At 47.3% G+C, this 20,056-nt stretch carries 23 protein-coding genes and 3 tRNA genes; 5 read left to right on the top strand and 21 right to left on the bottom strand.

All coding sequences use genetic code 11. From position 1 onward, the window contains the following. Window positions 1-14: 14 nt before the first annotated feature. The 6 genes from CIK04_RS17080 to mutY form a co-directional block, all read right to left on the bottom strand. A tRNA-Asn gene (locus CIK04_RS17080) sits at window positions 15-90 on the bottom strand. A 39-nt stretch (window positions 91-129) separates the two neighbouring features. After that, a tRNA-Thr gene (locus CIK04_RS17075) sits at window positions 130-205 on the bottom strand. Between the two features lie 49 nt (window positions 206-254). Continuing rightward, window positions 255-330, bottom strand: a tRNA-Phe gene (locus tag CIK04_RS17070). A 101-nt stretch (window positions 331-431) separates the two neighbouring features. After that, complete coding sequence (mltC, locus tag CIK04_RS17065) at window positions 432-1,571, bottom strand: membrane-bound lytic murein transglycosylase MltC (RefSeq protein ID WP_038941486.1); 1,140 nt, start codon at window positions 1,569-1,571, stop codon at window positions 432-434. A gap of 79 nt (window positions 1,572-1,650) precedes the next feature. After that, entirely contained in the window at window positions 1,651-1,923 is a 273-nt protein-coding gene (locus tag CIK04_RS17060; protein ID WP_097353564.1) for an oxidative damage protection protein, read from the bottom strand. Between the two features lie 21 nt (window positions 1,924-1,944). Then, window positions 1,945-2,997, bottom strand: a complete 1,053-nt coding sequence (gene mutY / locus CIK04_RS17055) for an A/G-specific adenine glycosylase (RefSeq protein ID WP_097353563.1) — start codon at window positions 2,995-2,997, stop codon at window positions 1,945-1,947. A gap of 165 nt (window positions 2,998-3,162) precedes the next feature. On the opposite strand from mutY, the gene trmB reads away from it, so the two are divergent. Together trmB and glsB are read left to right on the top strand one after the other, a co-directional pair. Next, window positions 3,163-3,882 (top strand): tRNA (guanosine(46)-N7)-methyltransferase TrmB, encoded by a 720-nt coding sequence (gene trmB, locus CIK04_RS17050; RefSeq protein WP_026050362.1) that lies wholly within the window; start codon window positions 3,163-3,165, stop codon window positions 3,880-3,882. Between the two features lie 126 nt (window positions 3,883-4,008). Then, on the top strand, window positions 4,009-4,929 hold the full coding sequence (gene glsB, locus CIK04_RS17045) for a glutaminase B (RefSeq protein WP_045589549.1): 921 nt from the start codon (window positions 4,009-4,011) through the stop codon (window positions 4,927-4,929). Window positions 4,930-5,001: 72 nt separating this feature from the next. Here the strand turns inward: glsB and hemW are convergent, their stop codons facing one another. Genes hemW through CIK04_RS17010 form a run of 7 tightly spaced genes read right to left on the bottom strand, consistent with a single transcriptional unit; the run spans window position 5,002 to window position 9,723 of the window. Beyond that, entirely contained in the window at window positions 5,002-6,174 is a 1,173-nt protein-coding gene (hemW, locus tag CIK04_RS17040) for a radical SAM family heme chaperone HemW (protein ID WP_097353562.1), read from the bottom strand. 9 nt (window positions 6,175-6,183) lie between these two features. Beyond that, window positions 6,184-6,786, bottom strand: a complete 603-nt coding sequence (locus tag CIK04_RS17035) for an XTP/dITP diphosphatase (protein WP_038964745.1) — start codon at window positions 6,784-6,786, stop codon at window positions 6,184-6,186. A gap of 10 nt (window positions 6,787-6,796) precedes the next feature. After that, window positions 6,797-7,228 carry a DUF4426 domain-containing protein gene (locus CIK04_RS17030; protein ID WP_038941482.1) on the bottom strand — a complete coding sequence of 144 codons (432 nt, stop codon included), beginning with the start codon at window positions 7,226-7,228 and terminating at the stop codon, window positions 6,797-6,799. Between the two features lie 42 nt (window positions 7,229-7,270). Further along, window positions 7,271-7,561, bottom strand: coding sequence for a DUF167 family protein YggU (gene yggU, locus CIK04_RS17025; RefSeq protein ID WP_013571094.1), 291 nt, complete (start codon window positions 7,559-7,561; stop codon window positions 7,271-7,273). Then, window positions 7,561-8,118, bottom strand: coding sequence for a YggT family protein (locus CIK04_RS17020; RefSeq protein WP_013571095.1), 558 nt, complete (start codon window positions 8,116-8,118; stop codon window positions 7,561-7,563). Before CIK04_RS17020 ends, yggU begins: the two co-directional genes overlap by 1 nt. 41 nt (window positions 8,119-8,159) lie before the next feature. Continuing rightward, a complete protein-coding gene (gene proC / locus CIK04_RS17015) occupies window positions 8,160-8,978 on the bottom strand; it encodes a pyrroline-5-carboxylate reductase (protein ID WP_097353561.1) in 819 nt (272 codons plus the stop codon). Between the two features lie 34 nt (window positions 8,979-9,012). After that, window positions 9,013-9,723, bottom strand: coding sequence for a YggS family pyridoxal phosphate-dependent enzyme (locus CIK04_RS17010; protein ID WP_038969416.1), 711 nt, complete (start codon window positions 9,721-9,723; stop codon window positions 9,013-9,015). A 24-nt stretch (window positions 9,724-9,747) separates the two neighbouring features. Here CIK04_RS17010 and CIK04_RS17005 point away from each other — a divergent pair, with 24 nt between their 5' ends. Next, the gene (locus CIK04_RS17005; RefSeq protein ID WP_026050359.1) at window positions 9,748-10,785 is read left to right on the top strand and encodes a type IV pilus twitching motility protein PilT; all 1,038 of its coding nucleotides are present in this window, start codon (window positions 9,748-9,750) and stop codon (window positions 10,783-10,785) included. Between the two features lie 18 nt (window positions 10,786-10,803). Continuing rightward, window positions 10,804-11,910 (top strand): PilT/PilU family type 4a pilus ATPase, encoded by a 1,107-nt coding sequence (locus tag CIK04_RS17000; protein WP_039449206.1) that lies wholly within the window; start codon window positions 10,804-10,806, stop codon window positions 11,908-11,910. Window positions 11,911-12,000: 90 nt separating this feature from the next. Here CIK04_RS17000 and ruvX read toward each other — a convergent pair whose 3' ends face one another. From ruvX to rsmE, 4 genes are read right to left on the bottom strand one after another with little or no spacing between them, the layout of a single operon-like run. Beyond that, window positions 12,001-12,423 carry a Holliday junction resolvase RuvX gene (gene ruvX / locus CIK04_RS16995; RefSeq protein WP_011079464.1) on the bottom strand — a complete coding sequence of 141 codons (423 nt, stop codon included), beginning with the start codon at window positions 12,421-12,423 and terminating at the stop codon, window positions 12,001-12,003. A gap of 21 nt (window positions 12,424-12,444) precedes the next feature. Continuing rightward, entirely contained in the window at window positions 12,445-13,008 is a 564-nt protein-coding gene (locus CIK04_RS16990) for a YqgE/AlgH family protein (RefSeq protein ID WP_011079465.1), read from the bottom strand. A gap of 52 nt (window positions 13,009-13,060) precedes the next feature. Further along, the gene (gene gshB / locus CIK04_RS16985) at window positions 13,061-14,014 is read right to left on the bottom strand and encodes a glutathione synthase (protein WP_097353560.1); all 954 of its coding nucleotides are present in this window, start codon (window positions 14,012-14,014) and stop codon (window positions 13,061-13,063) included. 14 nt (window positions 14,015-14,028) lie between these two features. Then, window positions 14,029-14,760 carry a 16S rRNA (uracil(1498)-N(3))-methyltransferase gene (rsmE, locus tag CIK04_RS16980; protein ID WP_017428735.1) on the bottom strand — a complete coding sequence of 244 codons (732 nt, stop codon included), beginning with the start codon at window positions 14,758-14,760 and terminating at the stop codon, window positions 14,029-14,031. Between the two features lie 236 nt (window positions 14,761-14,996). Here rsmE and CIK04_RS16975 point away from each other — a divergent pair, with 236 nt between their 5' ends. Beyond that, complete coding sequence (locus CIK04_RS16975) at window positions 14,997-16,331, top strand: hypothetical protein (protein ID WP_097353559.1); 1,335 nt, start codon at window positions 14,997-14,999, stop codon at window positions 16,329-16,331. 45 nt (window positions 16,332-16,376) lie between these two features. Here CIK04_RS16975 and CIK04_RS16970 read toward each other — a convergent pair whose 3' ends face one another. The 4 genes from CIK04_RS16970 to metK all read right to left on the bottom strand — a co-directional run bounded on the left by CIK04_RS16970 (window position 16,377) and on the right by metK (window position 19,957). Next, window positions 16,377-17,072, bottom strand: a complete 696-nt coding sequence (locus tag CIK04_RS16970) for an endonuclease (protein WP_038941475.1) — start codon at window positions 17,070-17,072, stop codon at window positions 16,377-16,379. Window positions 17,073-17,174: 102 nt separating this feature from the next. Continuing rightward, window positions 17,175-17,681: a SprT family zinc-dependent metalloprotease gene (locus CIK04_RS16965; protein WP_097353558.1), complete on the bottom strand. Its 507-nt coding sequence runs from the start codon at window positions 17,679-17,681 to the stop codon at window positions 17,175-17,177. A 73-nt stretch (window positions 17,682-17,754) separates the two neighbouring features. Continuing rightward, window positions 17,755-18,549 (bottom strand): DUF2189 domain-containing protein, encoded by a 795-nt coding sequence (locus CIK04_RS16960; protein ID WP_038941472.1) that lies wholly within the window; start codon window positions 18,547-18,549, stop codon window positions 17,755-17,757. A gap of 253 nt (window positions 18,550-18,802) precedes the next feature. Next, window positions 18,803-19,957 (bottom strand): methionine adenosyltransferase, encoded by a 1,155-nt coding sequence (gene metK / locus CIK04_RS16955; protein ID WP_011079472.1) that lies wholly within the window; start codon window positions 19,955-19,957, stop codon window positions 18,803-18,805. Window positions 19,958-20,056 lie beyond the last annotated feature (99 nt).

Below are 20,056 nucleotides of genomic sequence, written 5' to 3'. Positions count from 1 at the left end.
TTGGCTTTTAAAGGTGGCTCCTCCTGCTGGGCTCGAACCAGCGACCTGCGGATTAACAGTCCGTCGCTCTACCGACTGAGCTAAGGAGGAACTATTCTGTCTCTCTTGCTATACAAGAGTTATTGTAAATGGTGCCGACTACCGGAATCGAACTGGTGACCTACTGATTACAAGTCAGTTGCTCTACCTACTGAGCTAAGTCGGCACACTATATTTTTATCGCTCGTACATTTCGCACCAACGATTTTAATTCGTGGTGCCCGGAGGCGGAATCGAACCACCGACACGAGGATTTTCAATCCTCTGCTCTACCGACTGAGCTATCCGGGCAACGGAGCGCTATTAAACGGATTTTCATCTCGCTCGTCAACCGATTTTTGGAAAAAAATTCAAAAAAAAGCGTGAGTGTTTAGAAAGTAGACATGCGTCAACTAAAGCGATGCTCCTTGGTTAAAGTCTTGCTTGAATTTGGTTACTTTTTCCAAATAACGGCGAGCCTCCGCATTGGGGTGTTTTTTGGTTAATGCCCAATACACTTGATTGGGTTGCAGTGAGTTGAGGTCGCGCATCGCCCGTTTGCGATCATTACGGTTAAAGGTGTTGAGTACTCCACCTGTGCCACCGTTGTAGGCAGAAATCATCGAGTACTCGAGCGATGTTGGATGATTAACCTCTTTTAGATAGCGATTTTTAAGCAGATAAAAATAGGCCGTTCCGGTGTCGATATTGTTTTCTGGGTTAAAGAGATATTCCGGGCTAGGTTCGCCACTGCGATTTTTAACCAAGTTGAACACATCACGGCCTGCGGTTTTCGGTACGACTTGCATTAAGCCATAGGCGTTTGCCCAGCTCACGGCATAAGGGTTGAAACTGCTTTCGGTTTTGATGATGGCGTAAATCAGATCTTCGGGAATGTCGTACTTTCTTGAGGCGCGGCGTACGATATCGGCGTATTTATAACTGCGTTTGTCCACGTGGTCTGCCACCATGGGTATTTCAACGTAGTAGGCTTTCTTAAAATCAACCGTGCGTGTCTTGAGTTTATTCGCGATCAGATAATCGGCAAAGCGATTGGCTCGCCAGCTCCACTGGATAGCTTGTTTGTCTTGATCTAACACTTGATTATAGAGAAAAGGTTGCCCTTCCAAACGAATCTCTTTGGAGGAGAAAAGATCGACATTGGCCGGATCATCTGGAGTCAGCAGAGTAGTGATAATGGCATTTTTTAGATGCTGTTCTGGTTCCGTTGGTGAGACGGTCTCTATGACAATGGTACCATTGGTAAAGTTAACATCGGCGCGGCTGAGGTAATTATCTATGTATTTCACATAGTTACTTTTGCCGGCCATTTTGATTTCTCGGCTCCCCCAGCGTTTTTCAATATTGCCTGAGAAGCTGTTGATCAAAGCATCCAGTGCCGCCGTGTCTTTTTCGAATTGTCCTGGCAGCTCTGCGAGATTTTTAGCAAAGCGGTTGGTCGGTTGGTAATTGACGTCATAGATGTTTTCGATAAATTCGCGGCTACAACCGGTGAGGAGTAATGCTGCTAAAAAATACCCAAACTTATTCATCGTTTACCTATTCAAACCTAAAAAAATGACATCAAAGCGTTGGCTATGATGTCATTGATTAACCATGAAGAAAACCAGATTATTTGCTCGGTGGTGTGTAACCTTCGATATGGACTTCTTTACCTTCAAAGAGGAAGTTGACCATTTCAGTTTCGAGCAATTTTCGATGTTCAGGATCCATCATGTTGAGCTTTTTCTCATTGATCAACATGGTTTGCTTATGCTGCCACTGACCCCAAGCTTCTTTAGAAATGTTGTCAAATATGCGCTTTCCAAGCTCTCCTGGGTACAACTGAAAATCTAAACCATCAGCTTCTTTGTTTAGACGAGCACAAAACACAGTGTGGCTCATAATGACTCCTTAAATAAAGCATTAACGAAGTTCATGGGGCAAGCTCTCCAGCAATTGTTTGACGGGAGCCGCTAACCCAACTTCTTCGGGATTGGCTAAGTTATACCAAAGACCATTGCTGGCTTCCATCACCATGTCAGGTTGCTTTGATAGGTCCAGCAAAATCGGGGTGATGTCGAGATGGTAATGGCTAAAAGTATGGCGAAAAGCAATTAAGGTTTTTTGTGTGCGAATATCACTCTCTTTTATGCCTCGCTTCTCGAGCAGTGCTTCAAGTTGTGCATGCTCATTTTGCGGAAAGCAAAACAATCCGCCCCAAATGCCACTTTGTGGCCTTTGTTCTAACCACACTTGATTGTTGTAGTGCAGCATGGCAAACCACGTTTCTTTCACGGGTTTCTCTTTTTTAGGCTTTTTACCGGGGTAGTCCAGTGGGTTACCTTGTTTGTTGGCTTGGCATAGCTCGGCCACAGGGCACAATGTGCATTTGGGTTTGCTGCGTGTGCAGACCATTGCCCCCATATCCATCATCGCTTGGTTGTATTTATCGACATCGGTATTGGGTGTGTGTGCTTCCGCTAATTGCCACAATTGGTTTTCGACCGTTTTTTGCCCAGGCCAACCTTCAACGGCAAAGGCGCGAGATAAGGTGCGTTTCACATTGCCATCAAGAATGGCATGTGGCTGTTTGTGAACCGAAGAGAGCACGGCAGCGGCGGTGGAGCGGCCAATCCCCGGCAGGGCATTCATCTGCTCCAGTTCCAATGGAAATTCACCATGATATTGCTCGGCCACCATTTTTGCGGCTTTGTGCAGATTGCGTGCGCGAGCGTAGTAGCCTAACCCCGTCCAGAGATGAAGCACCTCATCTTGCTCGGCGTTAGCGAGATCAACCACGCTCGGGAAGCGCTGTAAAAAACGTTGGTAATAGGGAATCACGGTCGCAACTTGCGTTTGTTGCAGCATAATTTCCGATAACCAAACGCTGTAGGCGCTCTTATTGTGTTGCCAAGGAAGGTTTTTTCTTCCGTAGGCGTCATACCATTTCAAAATGGCGCTGGCAAAAGGTGTCACGACATGCTCTGTGTTCTATTATTTGTAGGCAAAATTGCACCACAGATTGTGGTGAAAGTACAACCGACAAAGTGTGGGGATAATGGTTTTTATTGATAACACTTGCACCAAAGAAAATTCTTTGGATAATCCCCGCTTTGATTAATCAATGTGCAGGCAGAATCCATGAGTGAAGTCACCACTAACGAATACAATGAAGACGGCAAGCTGATCCGCAAAATCCGCAGTTTTGTTCGTCGCGAAGGCCGTTTAACCAAAGGTCAAGAAAATGCGATGAAAGAGTGCTGGCCAACAATGGGCATCGATTACCAAAAGCAACTTCTTGATTGGAAAGAGGTATTTGGTAACGATAATCCTGTCGTGCTTGAAATTGGCTTTGGTATGGGCGCTTCTTTGGTTGAAATGGCGAAAAATGCCCCAGAAAAGAACTTCTTTGGTATTGAAGTGCACAGCCCTGGCGTTGGTGCCTGTCTGTCAGACGCTCGTGACGCAGGCATCACCAATCTGCGTGTGATGTGTCATGATGCGGTTGAAGTGTTTGAGCACATGATTCCGAACGACAGCCTAGCGACGTTGCAATTGTTCTTCCCAGACCCATGGCACAAAAAGCGCCATCACAAGCGTCGTATTGTACAGCTTGAGTTTGCGGAAATGGTTCGTCAAAAGCTGATCCCGAATGAAGGTATCTTCCATATGGCGACGGATTGGGAAAACTACGCTGAGCACATGATTGAAATCATGAACCAAGCGCCAGGTTACAGCAATATTGCCCAAGAAGGCGATTATATTCCACGCCCTGAAGAGCGTCCGCTGACCAAATTCGAAGCGCGTGGTCATCGTCTTGGCCACGGTGTGTGGGATATTAAATTTAAGCGAGTGAGCTAATCGCGGATTTATTGTTTGACTGGTTTTTATAAAATCAGCACACTGCGAAAAAGAAGAGCCAACATTGAGAAATGTTGGCTTTTTTGACCCTACAATAAACACAATAATGGTTTGGTAAAGTCTGTCATGAAGCCAACAAAAGAACTGCTCAACGAAATTTTGCATGAAGTTCGCCCTTTGATTGGGCGTGGGAAAGTCGCCAACTATATTCCTGCTTTGGCCCGAGTGCCAGCGCATAAGCTTGCTATCGCGGTGTACACCAATCAAGGTGAGGTGATCAAAGCGGGAGATGCCGATGAGGCGTTCTCGATACAATCCATTTCTAAAGCGCTGAGTTTAACGCTTGCCATGGGCCTATATCAGCCGGACGAAATTTGGCGTCGAGTGGGTAAGGAGCCTTCTGGGCAAGCGTTTAATTCGCTGATTCAGTTAGAAATGGAACAGGGTATTCCGCGCAACCCGTTCATTAATGCGGGGGCGATAGTGGTGGCCGATCTGCTCGCCAGCCGTTTATCTGCGCCACGCCAGCGTTTGCTGGAATTTGTCCGTCAGCTTTCAGGTGAAACGCATATCTGTTACGACAAAGTGGTGGCTGCTTCTGAAATGATGCACAGCGACCGCAATGCGGCCATTGCTTATCTGATGCGTTCATTTGGCAATTTTGAGAATGACGTTATCCCTGTTCTACATAACTATTTTCATGCCTGTGCGTTAAAAATGAGTTGCGTCGATTTGGCGAAGACCTTTAGTTATTTAGCCAACAAAGGCGTGTCGGTACACACAGACCAACGCATTATTAGCCCTGTGCAAACCAAACAGCTTAATGCCTTATTAGCCACTTGTGGCTTGTACGATGGGGCGGGGGAGTTTGCGTATCGTGTGGGGATGCCAGGCAAATCGGGCGTGGGCGGTGGGATCATCGCCATCGTGCCGGGGGAGATGACCATTGCGGTTTGGTCACCAGAGTTAGACCCTTCAGGAAACTCGTTAGCGGGCACGAAAGCGCTAGAGTTGCTTTCTGAGCGAATTGGGCGTTCGATTTTCTAAAGAAGCGATGTCATGAATAAAGGAAAGGGTTGGTGTCCGTGCGCCAACCCTTTTGTCATTTATCGAACTGGCTTAATCTTCTTCAGCCATAAACGCTTCGAGCAAGTCGTTTAGGAACAGCTTACCTTTCTCTGTGATTTGCCAACTGGTTTCGTTGTCATTCAAATAGCCCATCTCAACGGCCCATTGAATGGTTGTCTCGATAAAACTCAGTGGTAGCCCGGTTGTGTCAATAAAATCTTGTTTCGGGCACGCTTCCATCAATCTAAAGCGATTCATAAAGAACTCAAACGGACGATCGATCTCTTCGACCAACTGTTCGCTATCAAGATAAGGTTTGACCATATTTTGATGCGCCGCCAAGTAGCCCTTCGGATGCTTAATTTTGGTGGTGCGAATGATGCGCCCGTCAGCAAAGCTCAGTTTGCCGTGTGAGCCACAGCCAATCCCTAAGTAATCGCCAAAGCGCCAGTAGTTAAGATTGTGCTGACATTGATAACCGGGTTTGCTGTAACCGGAAATCTCGTACTGCACGTATCCTGCTTGTGTGAGTTTCTGATGGCCTTGCTCAAAGATGTCCCACAACTGGTCGTCGTCGGGGAGAACCGGCGGCTTGTAGTAGAACATGGTATTTGGCTCAATGGTGAGCTGGTACCAAGAAAGATGAGGCGGATTAAGCTCAATCGCTTTGTCCAGATCGGCCAGAGCTTGTTCGATGCTTTGATCGGGCAAACCGTGCATGAGATCGAGGTTAAAACTGTTCAAGCCAATTTGATGAGCCAGTCTCGCTGCGTTCACGGCTTCATCTTGGCCGTGAATACGTCCCAAACGCTCAAGCTTTTGCTGCTCAAAACTTTGTACGCCGATGGATATGCGTGTGATCCCTGCTTTGCGATAGCCGGCAAAACGCTCCGCTTCGATGGTGCCGGGATTGGCTTCCATGGTGATCTCGATCGAAGGCGTAAAGGGAATGCGTTTTTCGATCCCTTGCAAAAGATCTCGAATGCCTTCTGCTGAGATGAGGCTTGGTGTGCCACCGCCGATAAAAATCGAGTGCAGTGGCCTTGGTGCGCGGTGAAGCTGATACTTTTCGATGTCACGGTCAAGATCTTCCAGCAGCGCATTGATGTACATCTGCTCTGGAATCTGCTCTTTGAGTGCGTGAGAGTTGAAGTCGCAATAAGGGCACTTTTGTACACACCATGGGATGTGAACATACAAACTGAGTGCTGGGGGCGTTAACATGCGAGTACCTTACACCAAAGGCTGTTCACGTAGCGTAGCAAAAAGCTGTTTCAACGCTTTGCCACGATGAGAGAGTTGTTTCTTGCGCGCAGGTTCAAGCTCGGCAGAAGCGCAGTTGTCTTCTGGGACGAAGAAGATGGGGTCGTAGCCAAAGCCATTGTCACCGTGTGCTTGCGTTAGAATGCGGCCTTCCCATTTGCCGTGGCAGACAATAGGGGTTGGGTCGTTTTCGTGGCGCATCAACACCAACACGCAATGGAAACGCGCGGTGCGTTGCGCTTCTGGCACGCCTTCCATCGCTTTTAAGAGCTTTTCTAGGTTCTCTTGATCTGAGGCTTTCTCTCCTGCGTAACGTGCAGAGTAAATTCCTGGAGCGCCCTGAAGAAAATCCACTTCTAAACCTGAATCATCCGCAATCGCTGCAAGCCCGGTCTCTTTAGCGGCGTGACGCGCCTTGATGATGGCATTTTCAATGAAAGTTGTGCCCGTTTCAGCCACTTCAGACACATTGAATTCGCTTTGTGCGACGACATCAAAACCGAAATCGGCAAGTAGGTCTGCCATTTCGCGAACTTTGCCTTGGTTACCTGTGGCTAATACGATCTTTTTCATGGTGTTCTCGTTATTCTTCAACATAAAACTTTTGGGTAAATTTGAGTTTGCCTGCGCCTTTGATGCCTGCGTTGACATCAAGATCGAAGGTCAGGGTCTCTTCGTGGCTGATCGGCAACTCCGCTAAATAATAAATCGCGCTCCCTTCTTGGACACGCTTAAATTCCAGAGTACGAATCTGGCCGAGTAAATTCTTGGCTTGGCCCGATATGGTGGCGTCGAGTGCTGGTTTTCCTACACGGCTTTTGTCCAACACACTGATGTTGATAATGGCACTGTATTCGTTACGTTTTAGCCCATAGCTTCTCGCCACTTTTGGGGTTAAAAAGGTGGAATTGAATGCGACGTAATGCACTTCCGCATCTTTAATGGTTTTGAATTGTTCTGCCCATGTTGGTAGAGCCATCAGACAACTCAGTAATGCAACCATCCATTTGTTCATTGTAGACTTCCTTACTCGTTATTGGCGGTAAACAAAAAGCCATCACAAGATGGCTTTTACTTCGTCTGGTATTTGTTGTGGAGCGTGAACACGCACTTGTTTGTGCCGTCCGAGTTCTCCTTTTTCTATCGTGACCAGACTTTTAGCAACTTTAAACCACTTACCCAGTAACTTGGTTAAATGCCCATTTGCTTTCCCATCGACGGGGGGCGCGGTGATGGCAATTTTCAGTTCATCACCATGCAAGCCAAGGATTTTATCACGACTTGCTTTGGGTTGGATGTAGAGACGAAGCACCACATCCTCACCATCAAGCCAAACCGCTTGGCTCATTACAACTGATACCAAATCGGGCCAATCACATCGCCCATCAAGAAGTTAGCGAATTGCAGAGCGATGAACAGCACTAGCACGCTTAAGTCAAAGCCCCCCATGGCGGGCAAAATACGACGAATCGGTGCCAGCATAGGTTCAGTTAATTGATGGAACACGTATTCGATAGGGCTGCGACCTTGGCTCACCCAGCTCAGAATCGCACGAATCAACAGTACCCAGAACAACAGACCACCAGCGGCTTTCACCAGTGACAGTAAACCAAGGTAGAGGAAATCGGCACTAAAGGTGACGGAACCACCAGAAGCAATCAGGATCAGCGCAACAAACTTCAACACACACAAGACGTAGGCAAACAATACGGTTGCCAGATCTAGACTACCAATGGATGGGATCACACGGCGCAGCGGGCCGATTACGGGTTGGGTTGCTTTGACGATAAATTGCGAAAATGGATTGTAAAAATCCGCACGCGCGGCTTGCAGCCAAATTCGTAAGATCACGACCATGATATAGAGATCAAACAGCGTCGAAATCAGAAAACTCATTGCATTCATAGATGCCCCTCAAAACGTAGAGCTGCTAAGCAGCCAGGTGATTAAAACAGTTTTTCCATCTCTTGCGCACGAGCCACTGCCGCTTGCATGGCCTTGGCTACGATATCAGAGAGTTGATGTTCATTGAAAGTACGTAATGCTTCGGCGGTCGTCCCTCCTTTGGAGGTGACGTTCTCGCGTAGAGTCGCCAGTTCGGTGTCTGGGTTTTCCACCACCATACTGGCCGCCCCCAATGCGGATTGCTGAACCAGCAAACGAGCGGTTTGCTTATCAAATCCTTGTGCCATCGCTTCAGCTTGCATGGCTTCCATAAAGAGGAAGAAATACGCAGGAGCACTGCCTGCCGCCGCAATGACATGATTAATGCCAGATTCTTCATCGACCCAGCAGGTTTTGCCGACCGCTTGCATCAACTGTTCGGCAAAGTGGCGATCTTGCTCTGCCACTGAGGTTGGAGCATATAAGCCGCTCATGCCTAACCTGAGTTGCGATGGGGTATTGGGCATGACGCGCACTAAGTTGAGTTGAGTGGCCAGCATGTCATTTAATCGCGCGCAGCTAATGCCAGCAGCAATCGAAATAACCAGCTTATTGGAGAAGTCGATGGATTGTAGCGGTTTGCACACTTCTTCCATCATTTGCGGTTTCACAGAAAGGACGATCACGTCTGCTTGCGTGGCTGCCATAAAATTATCGCTGGTGGTCTGAATGCCAAACTGCTGCTCAAGGGGCAAACGACGCGTCTCGCTGGGTGCGGTGGCGGTGATTCTATCGGCAGGGTAACCGTCCGCCACTAAGCCAGAGACAATGGCTCTCACCATATTGCCAGCACCGATAAAAGCGATGTTCTTATGTTCCATATTTCTGTTCCGCTAGTAAGTAAAAGTCGCCGAGTTACGCTTTATTGCTGTAATCGCGATGGCCAAAAATGGCGGTGCCAATACGCACCATGGTTGAACCTGATTCGATGGCGGCATCCATGTCGCCGCTCATGCCCATCGATAAAGTATCCACGCTTGGATAGCGTTGAGCTAAGCGTTGTTGTAGCTCAGCAAGCGGTTGGAATGCCGCTAACTGAGCAGCGTGGTCATCGACGTTTTCAGGGATTGACATCAACCCCCTTAAAGTGAGGTTGGGCAAGCGTGAAATCAACTCAGCAAGTGCAAATATTTCCTCACCGGATACACCTGACTTAGAGGCTTCGCCGCTGGTGTTCACTTGGATCAGCACTTGCAGTGGTGGGAGCTCTGCTGGGCGTTGATCATTTAAACGTTGAGCGATTTTGTCACGATCAATGGTATGTACCCACGCAAAGTGCTCCGCCACTAAGCGACTTTTATTCGATTGAATAGGACCGATGAAATGCCACTCGATGGATTTCTCAGGGTGTTGCTCGGCAAAAAATCGGACTTTTTCTACGCCTTCTTGCACGTAGTTCTCACCAAAAGCCCTTTGACCAGCATGATAGGCTTCGAGAATCGCCTCGACAGGTTTGGTTTTACTGACCGCTAAAAGTTGCACTGAGTCTCGAGCTCGTCCACACTTTTGCGTAGAGTCGTGAATCTGTGTGGTGATATGTTCAATGTTTTGTTGAATACTGTTCATCGCAAGTCTTTTAAGGGAAAAATAATGGATATCACTGAGTTACTGGATTTTAGTGTAAAACATAACGCATCAGATCTACATCTTTCTGCGGGTGTGCCTCCTATGGTACGCATAGATGGCGATGTAAGAAAGCTCGGTGTGCCCGCATTTAATCATGCTGATGTGCATCGTTTGGTTTTTGAGATCATGAACGATTCACAGCGCAGTGAGTTTGAAGAGAAATTGGAAGTCGATTTTTCCTTTGAATTGCCTAACGTAGGTCGCTTTCGTGTTAACGCCTTCAACCAATCTCGTGGCTGCTCTGCGGTGTTTCGTACCATTCCAACCAATATCCCGACCTTGGAAGAGCTTGAGTGCCCGCAAATTTTTGAAAAAATTGCGAAGTGTGAAAAAGGCTTGGTGCTGGTCACCGGGCCGACAGGTTCAGGTAAATCAACCACGTTAGCGGCGATGGTGGATTACATTAACCGAAACTACAACAAACACATTCTGACCATTGAAGATCCGATTGAATTTGTTCACCAAAATCAGAAATGTTTGATTAACCAACGCGAAGTTCATCGCGACACTCACAGTTTTAAAAATGCGTTGCGCAGTGCCTTGCGTGAAGACCCGGATGTGATTTTAGTGGGTGAGTTACGTGACCAAGAGACCATCAGCCTAGCGCTCACCGCGGCAGAAACGGGCCACTTGGTGTTTGGTACGTTGCACACCAGTAGTGCAGCAAAAACCATTGACCGTATTATTGATGTGTTCCCTGGCAGTGACAAAGACATGGTGCGCTCAATGCTTTCTGAATCACTGCGCGCCGTTATCGCCCAGAAACTGCTGAAACGCATTGGAGGCGGGCGAGTGGCGTGTCATGAAATCATGATGGCGACGCCTGCCATTCGTAACTTGATCCGTGAAGATAAAGTGGCACAGATGTACTCCATTATCCAAACAGGGGCTGCGCACGGCATGCAGACGATGGAACAGAATGCGCGTCAGTTGATGGCACAGGGCAAAGTGGCCAAAGAAGAAGTCGACGCCAAAATTGAGATTGAAACTATCCAGTTTTAACTGAGGTCTGCAATGAGCATGGATTTAAACAAGATTTTAGAAGGGATGATCACGCTTAAAGCGTCGGATCTTTATATCACGGTTGGTGCCCCCGTGCTGTTTCGTGTCGATGGTGAGCTGCGGCCGCAAGGCGAAAAATTATCGCAAATTGAAGTAGCTCAACTGCTGGATGGGGCGATGGACGAAGAGCGGCGCGCTGACTTTCGCAAAAGCCGCGAGTCAAACTTTGCCATTGTACGAGATTCGGGCCGTTTTCGTGTCAGTGCCTTCTACCAACGAGAGCTTCCTGGTGCGGTAATTCGCCGCATTGAAACCAACATTCCAACCTTTGAGGAACTTAAGCTGCCTCATGTTTTGCAAGACTTAGCGATTGCCAAGCGTGGATTGGTGCTGGTGGTGGGGGCAACGGGCTCGGGTAAATCGACCACCATGGCTGCGATGACAGGCTATCGAAATACCCACCGTGGTGGACACATTTTGACGGTGGAAGACCCAATTGAATTTGTTCACGAACATAAACGCTGTATTGTCACCCAGCGAGAAGTCGGCTTGGATACGGAAAGCTATGAAGTCGCATTGAAGAACTCGCTGCGTCAAGCGCCAGATATGATTCTGATCGGTGAGATTCGCAGTCGCGAAACCATGGAATACGCGATGACGTTTGCTGAAACGGGTCACTTGTGTATGGCGACGCTACATGCCAACAACGCCAACCAAGCGCTGGAACGCATCTTACACTTGGTGCCTAAAGAGCAAAAAGAGCAGTTTTTGTTTGATCTCTCCATGAACCTAAAAGGGGTGGTGGGTCAGCAGTTGATTCGTGACAAAAATGGTAAAGGTCGTCACGGTGTGTTCGAGGTGTTACTGAACAGCCCACGCGTGTCGGATTTGATCCGTCGTGGCGATTTGCATGAGCTGAAAATGACCATGGCGAAGTCGAAAGAGGTCGGTATGCAGACCTTTGACCAATCACTCTATAAATTAGTGGTGAAAGGAAAAATCAGTGAGGAAGACGCGTTGCACAGTGCTGACTCAGCGAACGACTTACGTTTAATGTTGAAAACACAACGAGGCGATCTTAGCACTCCCGGTTCTTTGGCAAACGTGAAGATTGATATGGATTAGTTCGGCAGTGCCAAAACACCATGAAAAAACGAGAGACCAGAAGTCTCTCGTTTTGTTTAGGGAGTGCGAAGGTGAAGAGTCTTCGGTGAGTTAGCCCCACTGAGCTTCAAACCAACTCTCTAAAATAATTACCGCAGATTGGCAATCGACGTTGCCTTTGCTCAAAGCTTTGTAACCGCCCATAGAGAACAGCTCAGAACGCGCTTCCGTAGTCGATAGGCGTTCATCATGCAACTCAACCGGAAGACCGAAGCGCCCTTGTAGGCGTTGAGCAAACTTCTTCGCGCGTGGAGTAATGGTTTCTAAGGCCTTGCCGTGTAAATCTGTCGGCAATCCCACCACCAATAAATTGGGTTGCCACTCTTTGATTTGCTTTTCAATCTCATCCCAATTTGGAATGCCGTCATTGGCTTTGAAAGCCTTCAGTGGTGATGCGGTGCCAGTAATTTCTTGGCCGATGGCACTACCAATGCTTTTGGTGCCAAAATCGAATGCCATGATGGTGCGAGACATAAATAACCTAAGTCAAACGGGTTAAGCGTGACCAGCTTGATCGGAAAGCTGAGACGCGTGAATTCCAAGCATTTGCACGGCTTTTTGCCAGCGCATTGCTATCGGTGTGTCAAAAATAATATCAGGATTGGCTTCAACTGTGAGCCACGAGTTCTCCGCTAACTCGGCTTCGAGTTGCCCAGCACTCCAGCCTGAGTAACCGAGTGCGACGATGTAGCTGCTTGGTTCCGCTTCTGTGCCAAGCACAGTCAAAATATCTTTTGAGGTGGTAACCGAGATCTGCTCGGTCATTTGCAAGCTCGACTCATAGAAATCTTTCGGTCTATGGAGAATGAAGCCGCGATCTTCAGCGACTGGCCCACCATTGTAGACTGGCTTTGTCAGACTTGAGGTGTTCAACTGAGGATGAACAGGCTGGACATCGACTTGCTCGAGCATTTTGCCCACGGTGATATCAATAGGCGCGTTGATCATTAAGCCCATTGCGCCTTCTTCATTGTGTTCACAGATATAGATGACGCTGTGCTGAAAGTAGGGATCTTTCATACCCGGCATCGCAACCAGAAAATGATTTGTCAGGTTCATACAGGACTCCAATCTGTTACAGCAGAGCCATTGCTGGCTCTGTACACCATGTTTAAGCTTGAGCTTGTAAACGACGTTCAATTGCGTCCATTAGTTTACCAGTAATCGAGATATCGAAGGCTGCTTCAATTTCGCGAATACAGGTTGGACTGGTGACGTTAATTTCCGTCAGTTTATCGCCTATCACATCCAAGCCAACAAAAATAAGCCCTTTTTCTTTTAATGTTGGAGCCACTGCGTTAGCAATTTTTAGATCGGTTTCGCTCAGTGGACGAGGTTCGCCACGGCCACCTGCAGCCAAGTTACCACGAGTTTCCCCTTTCGCAGGAATACGCGCTAAGCAATAAGGCATCGGTTCGCCATCCACCACCAAAATGCGTTTGTCACCGTTGCTGATGTCAGGCACGAAAGTTTGCGCCATTGCGTAATTTTGGCCATGGTTGGTCAGTGTTTCGATGATCACAGAAACGTTAGGATCATTCTCCTTCACACGGAAAATAGAAGCACCACCCATACCATCCAGCGGTTTTAAAATGATGTCGCCATGTTCTTGGCGAAACGCTTTAATTTTCTCTGCTTTGCGCGTCACGATCGTGGTTGGCGTTAGTTCTGGGAACCAAGCGGTAAAGAGCTTCTCATTGCAATCGCGTAAGCTTTGAGGCTTGTTGACGACCAAGATGCCTTGCTCTTCTGCTCGCTCAAGAATGTACGTCGCGTAAATGTACTCCGTATCAAACGGAGGATCCTTACGCATCAAGACCGCATCCAGTTCCGCCAACTCGATGGTTTGTTCTGATGTGAACTCATACCAACCATTCGGATCTTCTTTCAGTTGCACCACTTTGGTGTCAGCAATAGCAACGCCTTGATCTAAGTGTAGATCATTCATCTCCATATAATGGATTTCCCAACCGCGACGTTGAGCTTCTAGCATCATGGCGAAGCTAGAATCTTTTTTAATGTTAATGGACGAAATTGGATCCATTACGATGCCGAGTTTGATCATCACTGTTCTCCGTGTTATCCCAGATCGCCGAAACGAACCTGTAAGGCGGTAATTGCGGTTAACGCTGCCGTTTCTGTGCGCAATACACGTGGTCCTAGCAGCGTTTCTTCGAATTGATATTGTTGTGTCATGTCGATCTCTTCAGAAGAGAGACCGCCCTCAGGACCAATCAGCAAGCGTACTTTTGTGACAGGCTCTGGCAGGGTGTTGATGGAGTATTTTGCGCGTGGGTGTAGATTGAGTTTAAGTCCATCGTACTCTTCTGCACACCAAGCTTCTAAAGACATGATTGGGCGAATTTCAGGAATGGTATTACGGCCACATTGCTCACACGCACTGATCGCAATTTTTTGCCATTGTGCGAGTTTTTTCTCGAAACGTTTTTCATCTAGCTTCACACCACAACGGTCAGAAATCAGCGGAGTAATGGTGTTCACACCCAGCTCTACCGATTTTTGGATAGTGAACTCCATTTTTTCACCACGGGAAATGACCTGCCCAAGATGAAGATCGAGCGGGGACTCACTGTTACGCTCAACCCTTTCACTGAGTTCGACCATCACACTCTTCTTACCCACTTCACTGATCACGGCGGGAAACTCAGCGCCACTGCCGTCAAAGAGTAAGACTTCTTGGCCTTCTTTCATGCGTAATACACGTCCGATATGGCCTGCAGCGTCGTCGCATAGTGCGATAACACCTAGATGTTGAATGGTTTCTGGATGATAAATTCGAGGGATACGCATGGTATTTCAAGTTCCTGACTACGCGAATATTTAGAGATTAACATGGATGCTGCGAGGGCAAAAAACAAGTCAGTTAAGTAATTTAAGCGTGAGTTCATAATTTGAGGAGGATTTAATTGTAATTCATTCTTGGTGTGAATAATTTCTTTCGTTCTTGATGCTTTGGCTTTTGCGAATTTACTCAATGGCTTAGGTGTTTAAGAGATAAACAATAATGAAAAATAATGGAAAGTGTTATGAATAAGACCAAACTGGCAATGGTTTGTGCATTGCTAACAACGATGGCTGGGTGTAACTCAGGATCATCTTCTGATGGCCCTGGTGAGCTTGGTAGCCCCAACATCAAAGGGGATCCTTCACTGAATAAAATTTATTCTTACCAAGAGAGTGATTTATCCACCACGGCCATCGAGTGTGCCAAGATTTACAAACAAAATCTGTCTTGCTCGTTGGAAAAAATACGCCCAATCGGCGCTAATCGAGCTGATGATATAACCCTTGAAGAGATTCAAAGCAGGCTGCTCGTATCACATCAATGGATGGCAGAAAGCTTTATCGCAGCGCTTAAAGCGATAAATGATCAAGATTTGCTGAATTTGTTCAAACCACTGAACACGATAGTCCTGAGTTATGACATCCGTCCTTCTTTTTATCATTCACGGACGGCATCAATGTACATTGATGCGCGTTACCTTTGGCGAGATTACTCCGATTGGAGAACGATTCATCAACAAGACGATTATCGTAAGGAGTTCGCTCGGGAGTTTACGTACGAAAATGCGTCTCGCTATGTCTATGGCCAGACACTTAACTATGTAACAGTCTCCAATCAGTATGATTCGATGCGAAATAGCACTCGCAGTGCAGAGAAGATTGCCCCCGGCCTGTTTAGGCTGTTGGCGCATGAACTGGCACATGCCAATGATTTGCTTCCACCCCACGACCTAATTGAGCTCGCTAGCCGTGGCACTATCCTTAATGAGGTTGAAGATGCCAATCACATCTACTCTCAGCTTAGCTCCACACATGGTTTAACGTCGCAACTGCTTCTTGAGGCGGCTGCGACATCGTTTCATGGTAAACCGATGACGGACCTAGTGCGAAATTCAACGGGAGAGCAGGCTGGAGGAGAATTTGAAACAGACGGTGCCGCTGCCTTTTATGGCTATTCGACCGAGCGAGAAGATGTCGCAACGTTGTTTGAAAACTATATGATGCACAAAAAATATGGCGCTATTAATGAAGTGGCCTTTGTAAGCGTTCCCCAAACAGAAGCATACACCTGCGATGACTGGAAAATACTTTGGGGACAAAGAGATCGTTTATCCGATAAAAATGTACGTAGTAGAGTACTGTTTGTTGCTCAGCAAATTCTCAATCAAACGCCTCAAGTGATCGAGGAGAATTTGCCTCCCGTTTCCTCAGTGCCAACGGCGATGCCAATAGGAAAAGGGTGGTGTGAGACTCTAGGGGCTAATTATGATAGTGCCGCCGGTGCTCGTTTTGCTGCTCCGTATTCTAAAGCAGGAGAGCGCTTTGGTTACCTAGAAGATATCGGTGCTAAAGAGTGATTATTTGCTCCTAACATATATCCCAGCCAAAGCGCTGGGATATTTTTATCTCACGGTACAGGATTGCTGCACAAACGGATTATGATTGCCTTGAATCTTGGCAATGCGATCATCTCTTGTGCACTCCCATTCATCAACGGGGTATGATTTGTTCCAAGCCTGCATCAGTTGCTGTTGTTGCTTGGAAAGCTGAAAGCCATACTCTTGGCTCATGTAAAGATAAGTACGTGCAATAGAGCCGCGTGCTCTGTCTGGCGGCATGACTTTACGTTGTTTGAAGTTGACCTGCATTTCACAGCGCCCATAGCTGACACCATCTACGCCATTCCACTGACTGAAGTTGAAGTTTGAACGATCGCCATTGACTTCGCCGATCGCTGGCGTGAGGTTGTGTAAGTCCGCTTCCATCAAGCGAAACTGTTGATCATTTTTACTGCAGTTTTTGCGTCCACCTTTTTGCCAGCATTGACGCTGGTGGCCAAATTGCCAAGCGGGGACGACATGCTCCCATTCAATACGCGAGGCGCGAGTTTGCTGCTTGCGTACTTGGTAACCGCATGCCTCCAAGTTAGGAACGCCTTTCTTGCCTTGCCATTCAATGTCGCAGCCACAGTAAAAGCTAACGGGATGATCTTGGTAGATCTTCACCGCCTGTTGTTTGGCGGCTGAGAAGGAGCTGGGTGGCGCGGCCTGGATCGCAAAGGCAGTGAACGAGGCAATAAAAATGAGTAATCGCTTCATGCTAAAAGTCTTTAAAAAGTATGACTTTTAGCATTCTAGCACGCGTATTTTATTCAATGTAATAAGTAAGTTAATAAATAGCAACAGGGGGAGAGTGCCACGCTATGAGAGTTGGACACCGGTGAAGAGCAAGGTTTGTCGGCACTTTTGGCAGGTATAGCTGGCCTCATTACGCAGAACTTTGTTGTGGCGACGGATGGTTAACGGAAACTCGCGACATTGGCAGCGATATTGGAAGGTTTTTCCTTGCACGGAAGCAACTGCAAATTGATGCGTTGTGTTGGCGGGCAAGAGAAAGACGCCTTGCATGATGGATTGCCATTCTACGCCATGAGGTTTAACTCGGCCATATAACTGATAAGTGAGCAAGTGAGCCACTTCATGAGGAATCACTTCTTCCAAGAAAGCCGTTTTGTTCTCTTTGAACAAAATCGGGTTAAGACGAATTTGATTGAGTTGCAGATACGCCTTACCTGCCGCTTTGCCTCTTAATTGATAGCTAAGAAGTGGCATTGGAAACTGGCGCTGAAAGTAGTGGTTGGCTTTATCGATACAAGCGTGCAGTGCTTTTTGGGCTTGGTAGTGCAGCTCAAACTCGATCTTTTTCATCAAAAATTTGCCCTCATGGTGTGATGAGGGCAAATAATAGCATTATCTGTTGATGCTTCTAGGGGTAAAGACCCTAGTGGTGTTTTTTCTTGATGGTTTCATGGTAGGCGTGCCACGTGGCGTAGCCAAGTATCGGCATGGTGAAGAGCATACCAATGCCGTAAGTGGCAAAGCCAATCAGAATGCCACCAGCAATAATGGCTGCCCAAACAATCATTGCCGGAATGTTGGACTTCACGGCATTAAAGCTGCTGAAAACCGCTGTCATCATATCGACTCGGCGTTCCATCATCATCGGAATCGAAAACGCAGAAATGCTGAAGACGATACTGGCCAGGACGAAACCAACGAGTGAACCAATCACTAAGAAAGGAAGAAACTCTGTAAGTGGTGCGCCTTGCACAGAAGGGTAGAGGGCATGGAGTAAAGCGGCAATGCGCATCCAGAAAATCATGCACACCGCTAACAGCACCGCAAAGGCCCATTGAGAAGAAGAGTTGCGTCCAATGGCTTTCATTGAGTGGAGTAGGCTGGCGCTATGGCCGCGTTCTCTTTCCCAACTGGCATCATACAAACCAAGCGCAAGAAATGGGCCGATGAGCATGTATACCACCAAGCTGGGCATTACCACCAAATGAGTTCCTTGCCATTCAACCAGCAGCACAATACCGATGGCGGCAGCCATGAAGCATAAGCCATAAAAGGCGCTGATAAGTGGCATTCGAATGAAGTCATGCAAGCCAAGTGCTAGCCAGTGAAACGGGGCGGACACACTGAGTTGGTTACATGGAATAGTGCGAGCGTATTCGTGATCGGGCACGTCCTTTCGTTTTTGCTCCAGATCCGATGGGTCTACGGTACGAGGCATAGCTCCTCCTTGATCGATTCACTGTCAGACTGACGTTGACTGTCAGTAGGTTTCAGATGCGGGGCAAGCTCTCTTTTATTACCGTTAGCATCTGTTTTGTTGTCGTTAAGATGAGAGATAAATCTCATTTAACATTTATTTAACTATCGTTGGAGTTAGTTAAAAATACAAATGCCATGGCGAATTTTTCGTCGCACAAATGAAAAAGCCTTCGCATTTGGCGAAGGCTTTGGATAGTGAGATGAGTTGTATCTTACTTGATACCAGCAAACTCGCGCAGTAGTGCTGCTTTGTCAGTCGCTTCCCATGGGAACTCTTCGCGACCGAAGTGACCGTATGCTGCAGTCTTCTTGTAGATTGGCTGAAGTAGATTCAGCATTTCTTGTAGACCGTATGGACGTAGGTCGAAGAACTGACGCACCGCTTCAATGATGATGTCGTGAGATACTTTCTCGGTACCGAATGTTTCAACCATGATAGAGGTTGGATCCGCAACACCGATTGCGTAAGAAAGTTGGATTTCACAACGGTCAGCCATACCAGCTGCGACGATGTTTTTCGCTACGTAACGCGCTGCGTATGCGGCAGAACGGTCTACTTTCGATGGATCTTTACCAGAGAAAGCACCACCACCGTGACGAGCTGCGCCGCCGTAGGTATCAACGATGATCTTACGACCAGTCAAACCACAGTCACCCATAGGACCACCGATAACGAAACGACCGGTTGGGTTGATGAAGTATTTGGTTTCTTTGTTTAGCCATTCAGAAGGAAGAACTGGCTTGATGATCTCTTCCATAACCGCTTCGCGAAGATCTGGAGTGGAGATAGAATCGCAGTGCTGAGTTGAAAGAACAACCGCATCAATACCAACAATTTTGCCTTGCTCGTATTGGAAAGTAACCTGTGATTTTGCATCAGGACGCAACCATGGCAGTGTGCCATCTTTACGAACTTTTGCTTGACGCTCCATCAAACGGTGAGCGTAAGTGATGGGTGCTGGCATAAGAACTTCAGTTTCGTTACATGCGTAACCGAACATGATGCCTTGGTCGCCCGCGCCTTGCTCTTTAGGATCGGCTTTATCAACACCTTGGTTGATGTCTGGAGACTGTTTACCGATAGTGTTCAGTACTGCACATGAGTTTGCATCGAAACCCATATCTGAATGTACATAACCAATTTCACGCACAGTTTCACGAGTTAACTCTTCGATATCAACCCATGCAGAAGTGGTGATTTCACCACCGACCATTACCATGCCAGTTTTTACGTACGTTTCACATGCAACACGCGCTTTTGGGTCTTGTTCAAGAATCGCATCAAGAACCGCATCAGAAATCTGGTCTGCAATTTTATCTGGATGACCTTCTGAAACCGACTCAGAAGTAAACAGGTGCTTAGCCATGAGAGCTCCACTTTTATTAATCTAATCTGCTGTGAGAATGCATGCTCCAGCAGTAGGAAATACAATAATTTTTGTAGGTGTTTCTACATCTAGACGTCT

The sequence above is a fragment of the Vibrio sp. 03_296 genome, assembly GCF_002265885.1.
This window is presented reverse-complemented; position numbering and strand designations above follow the sequence as displayed.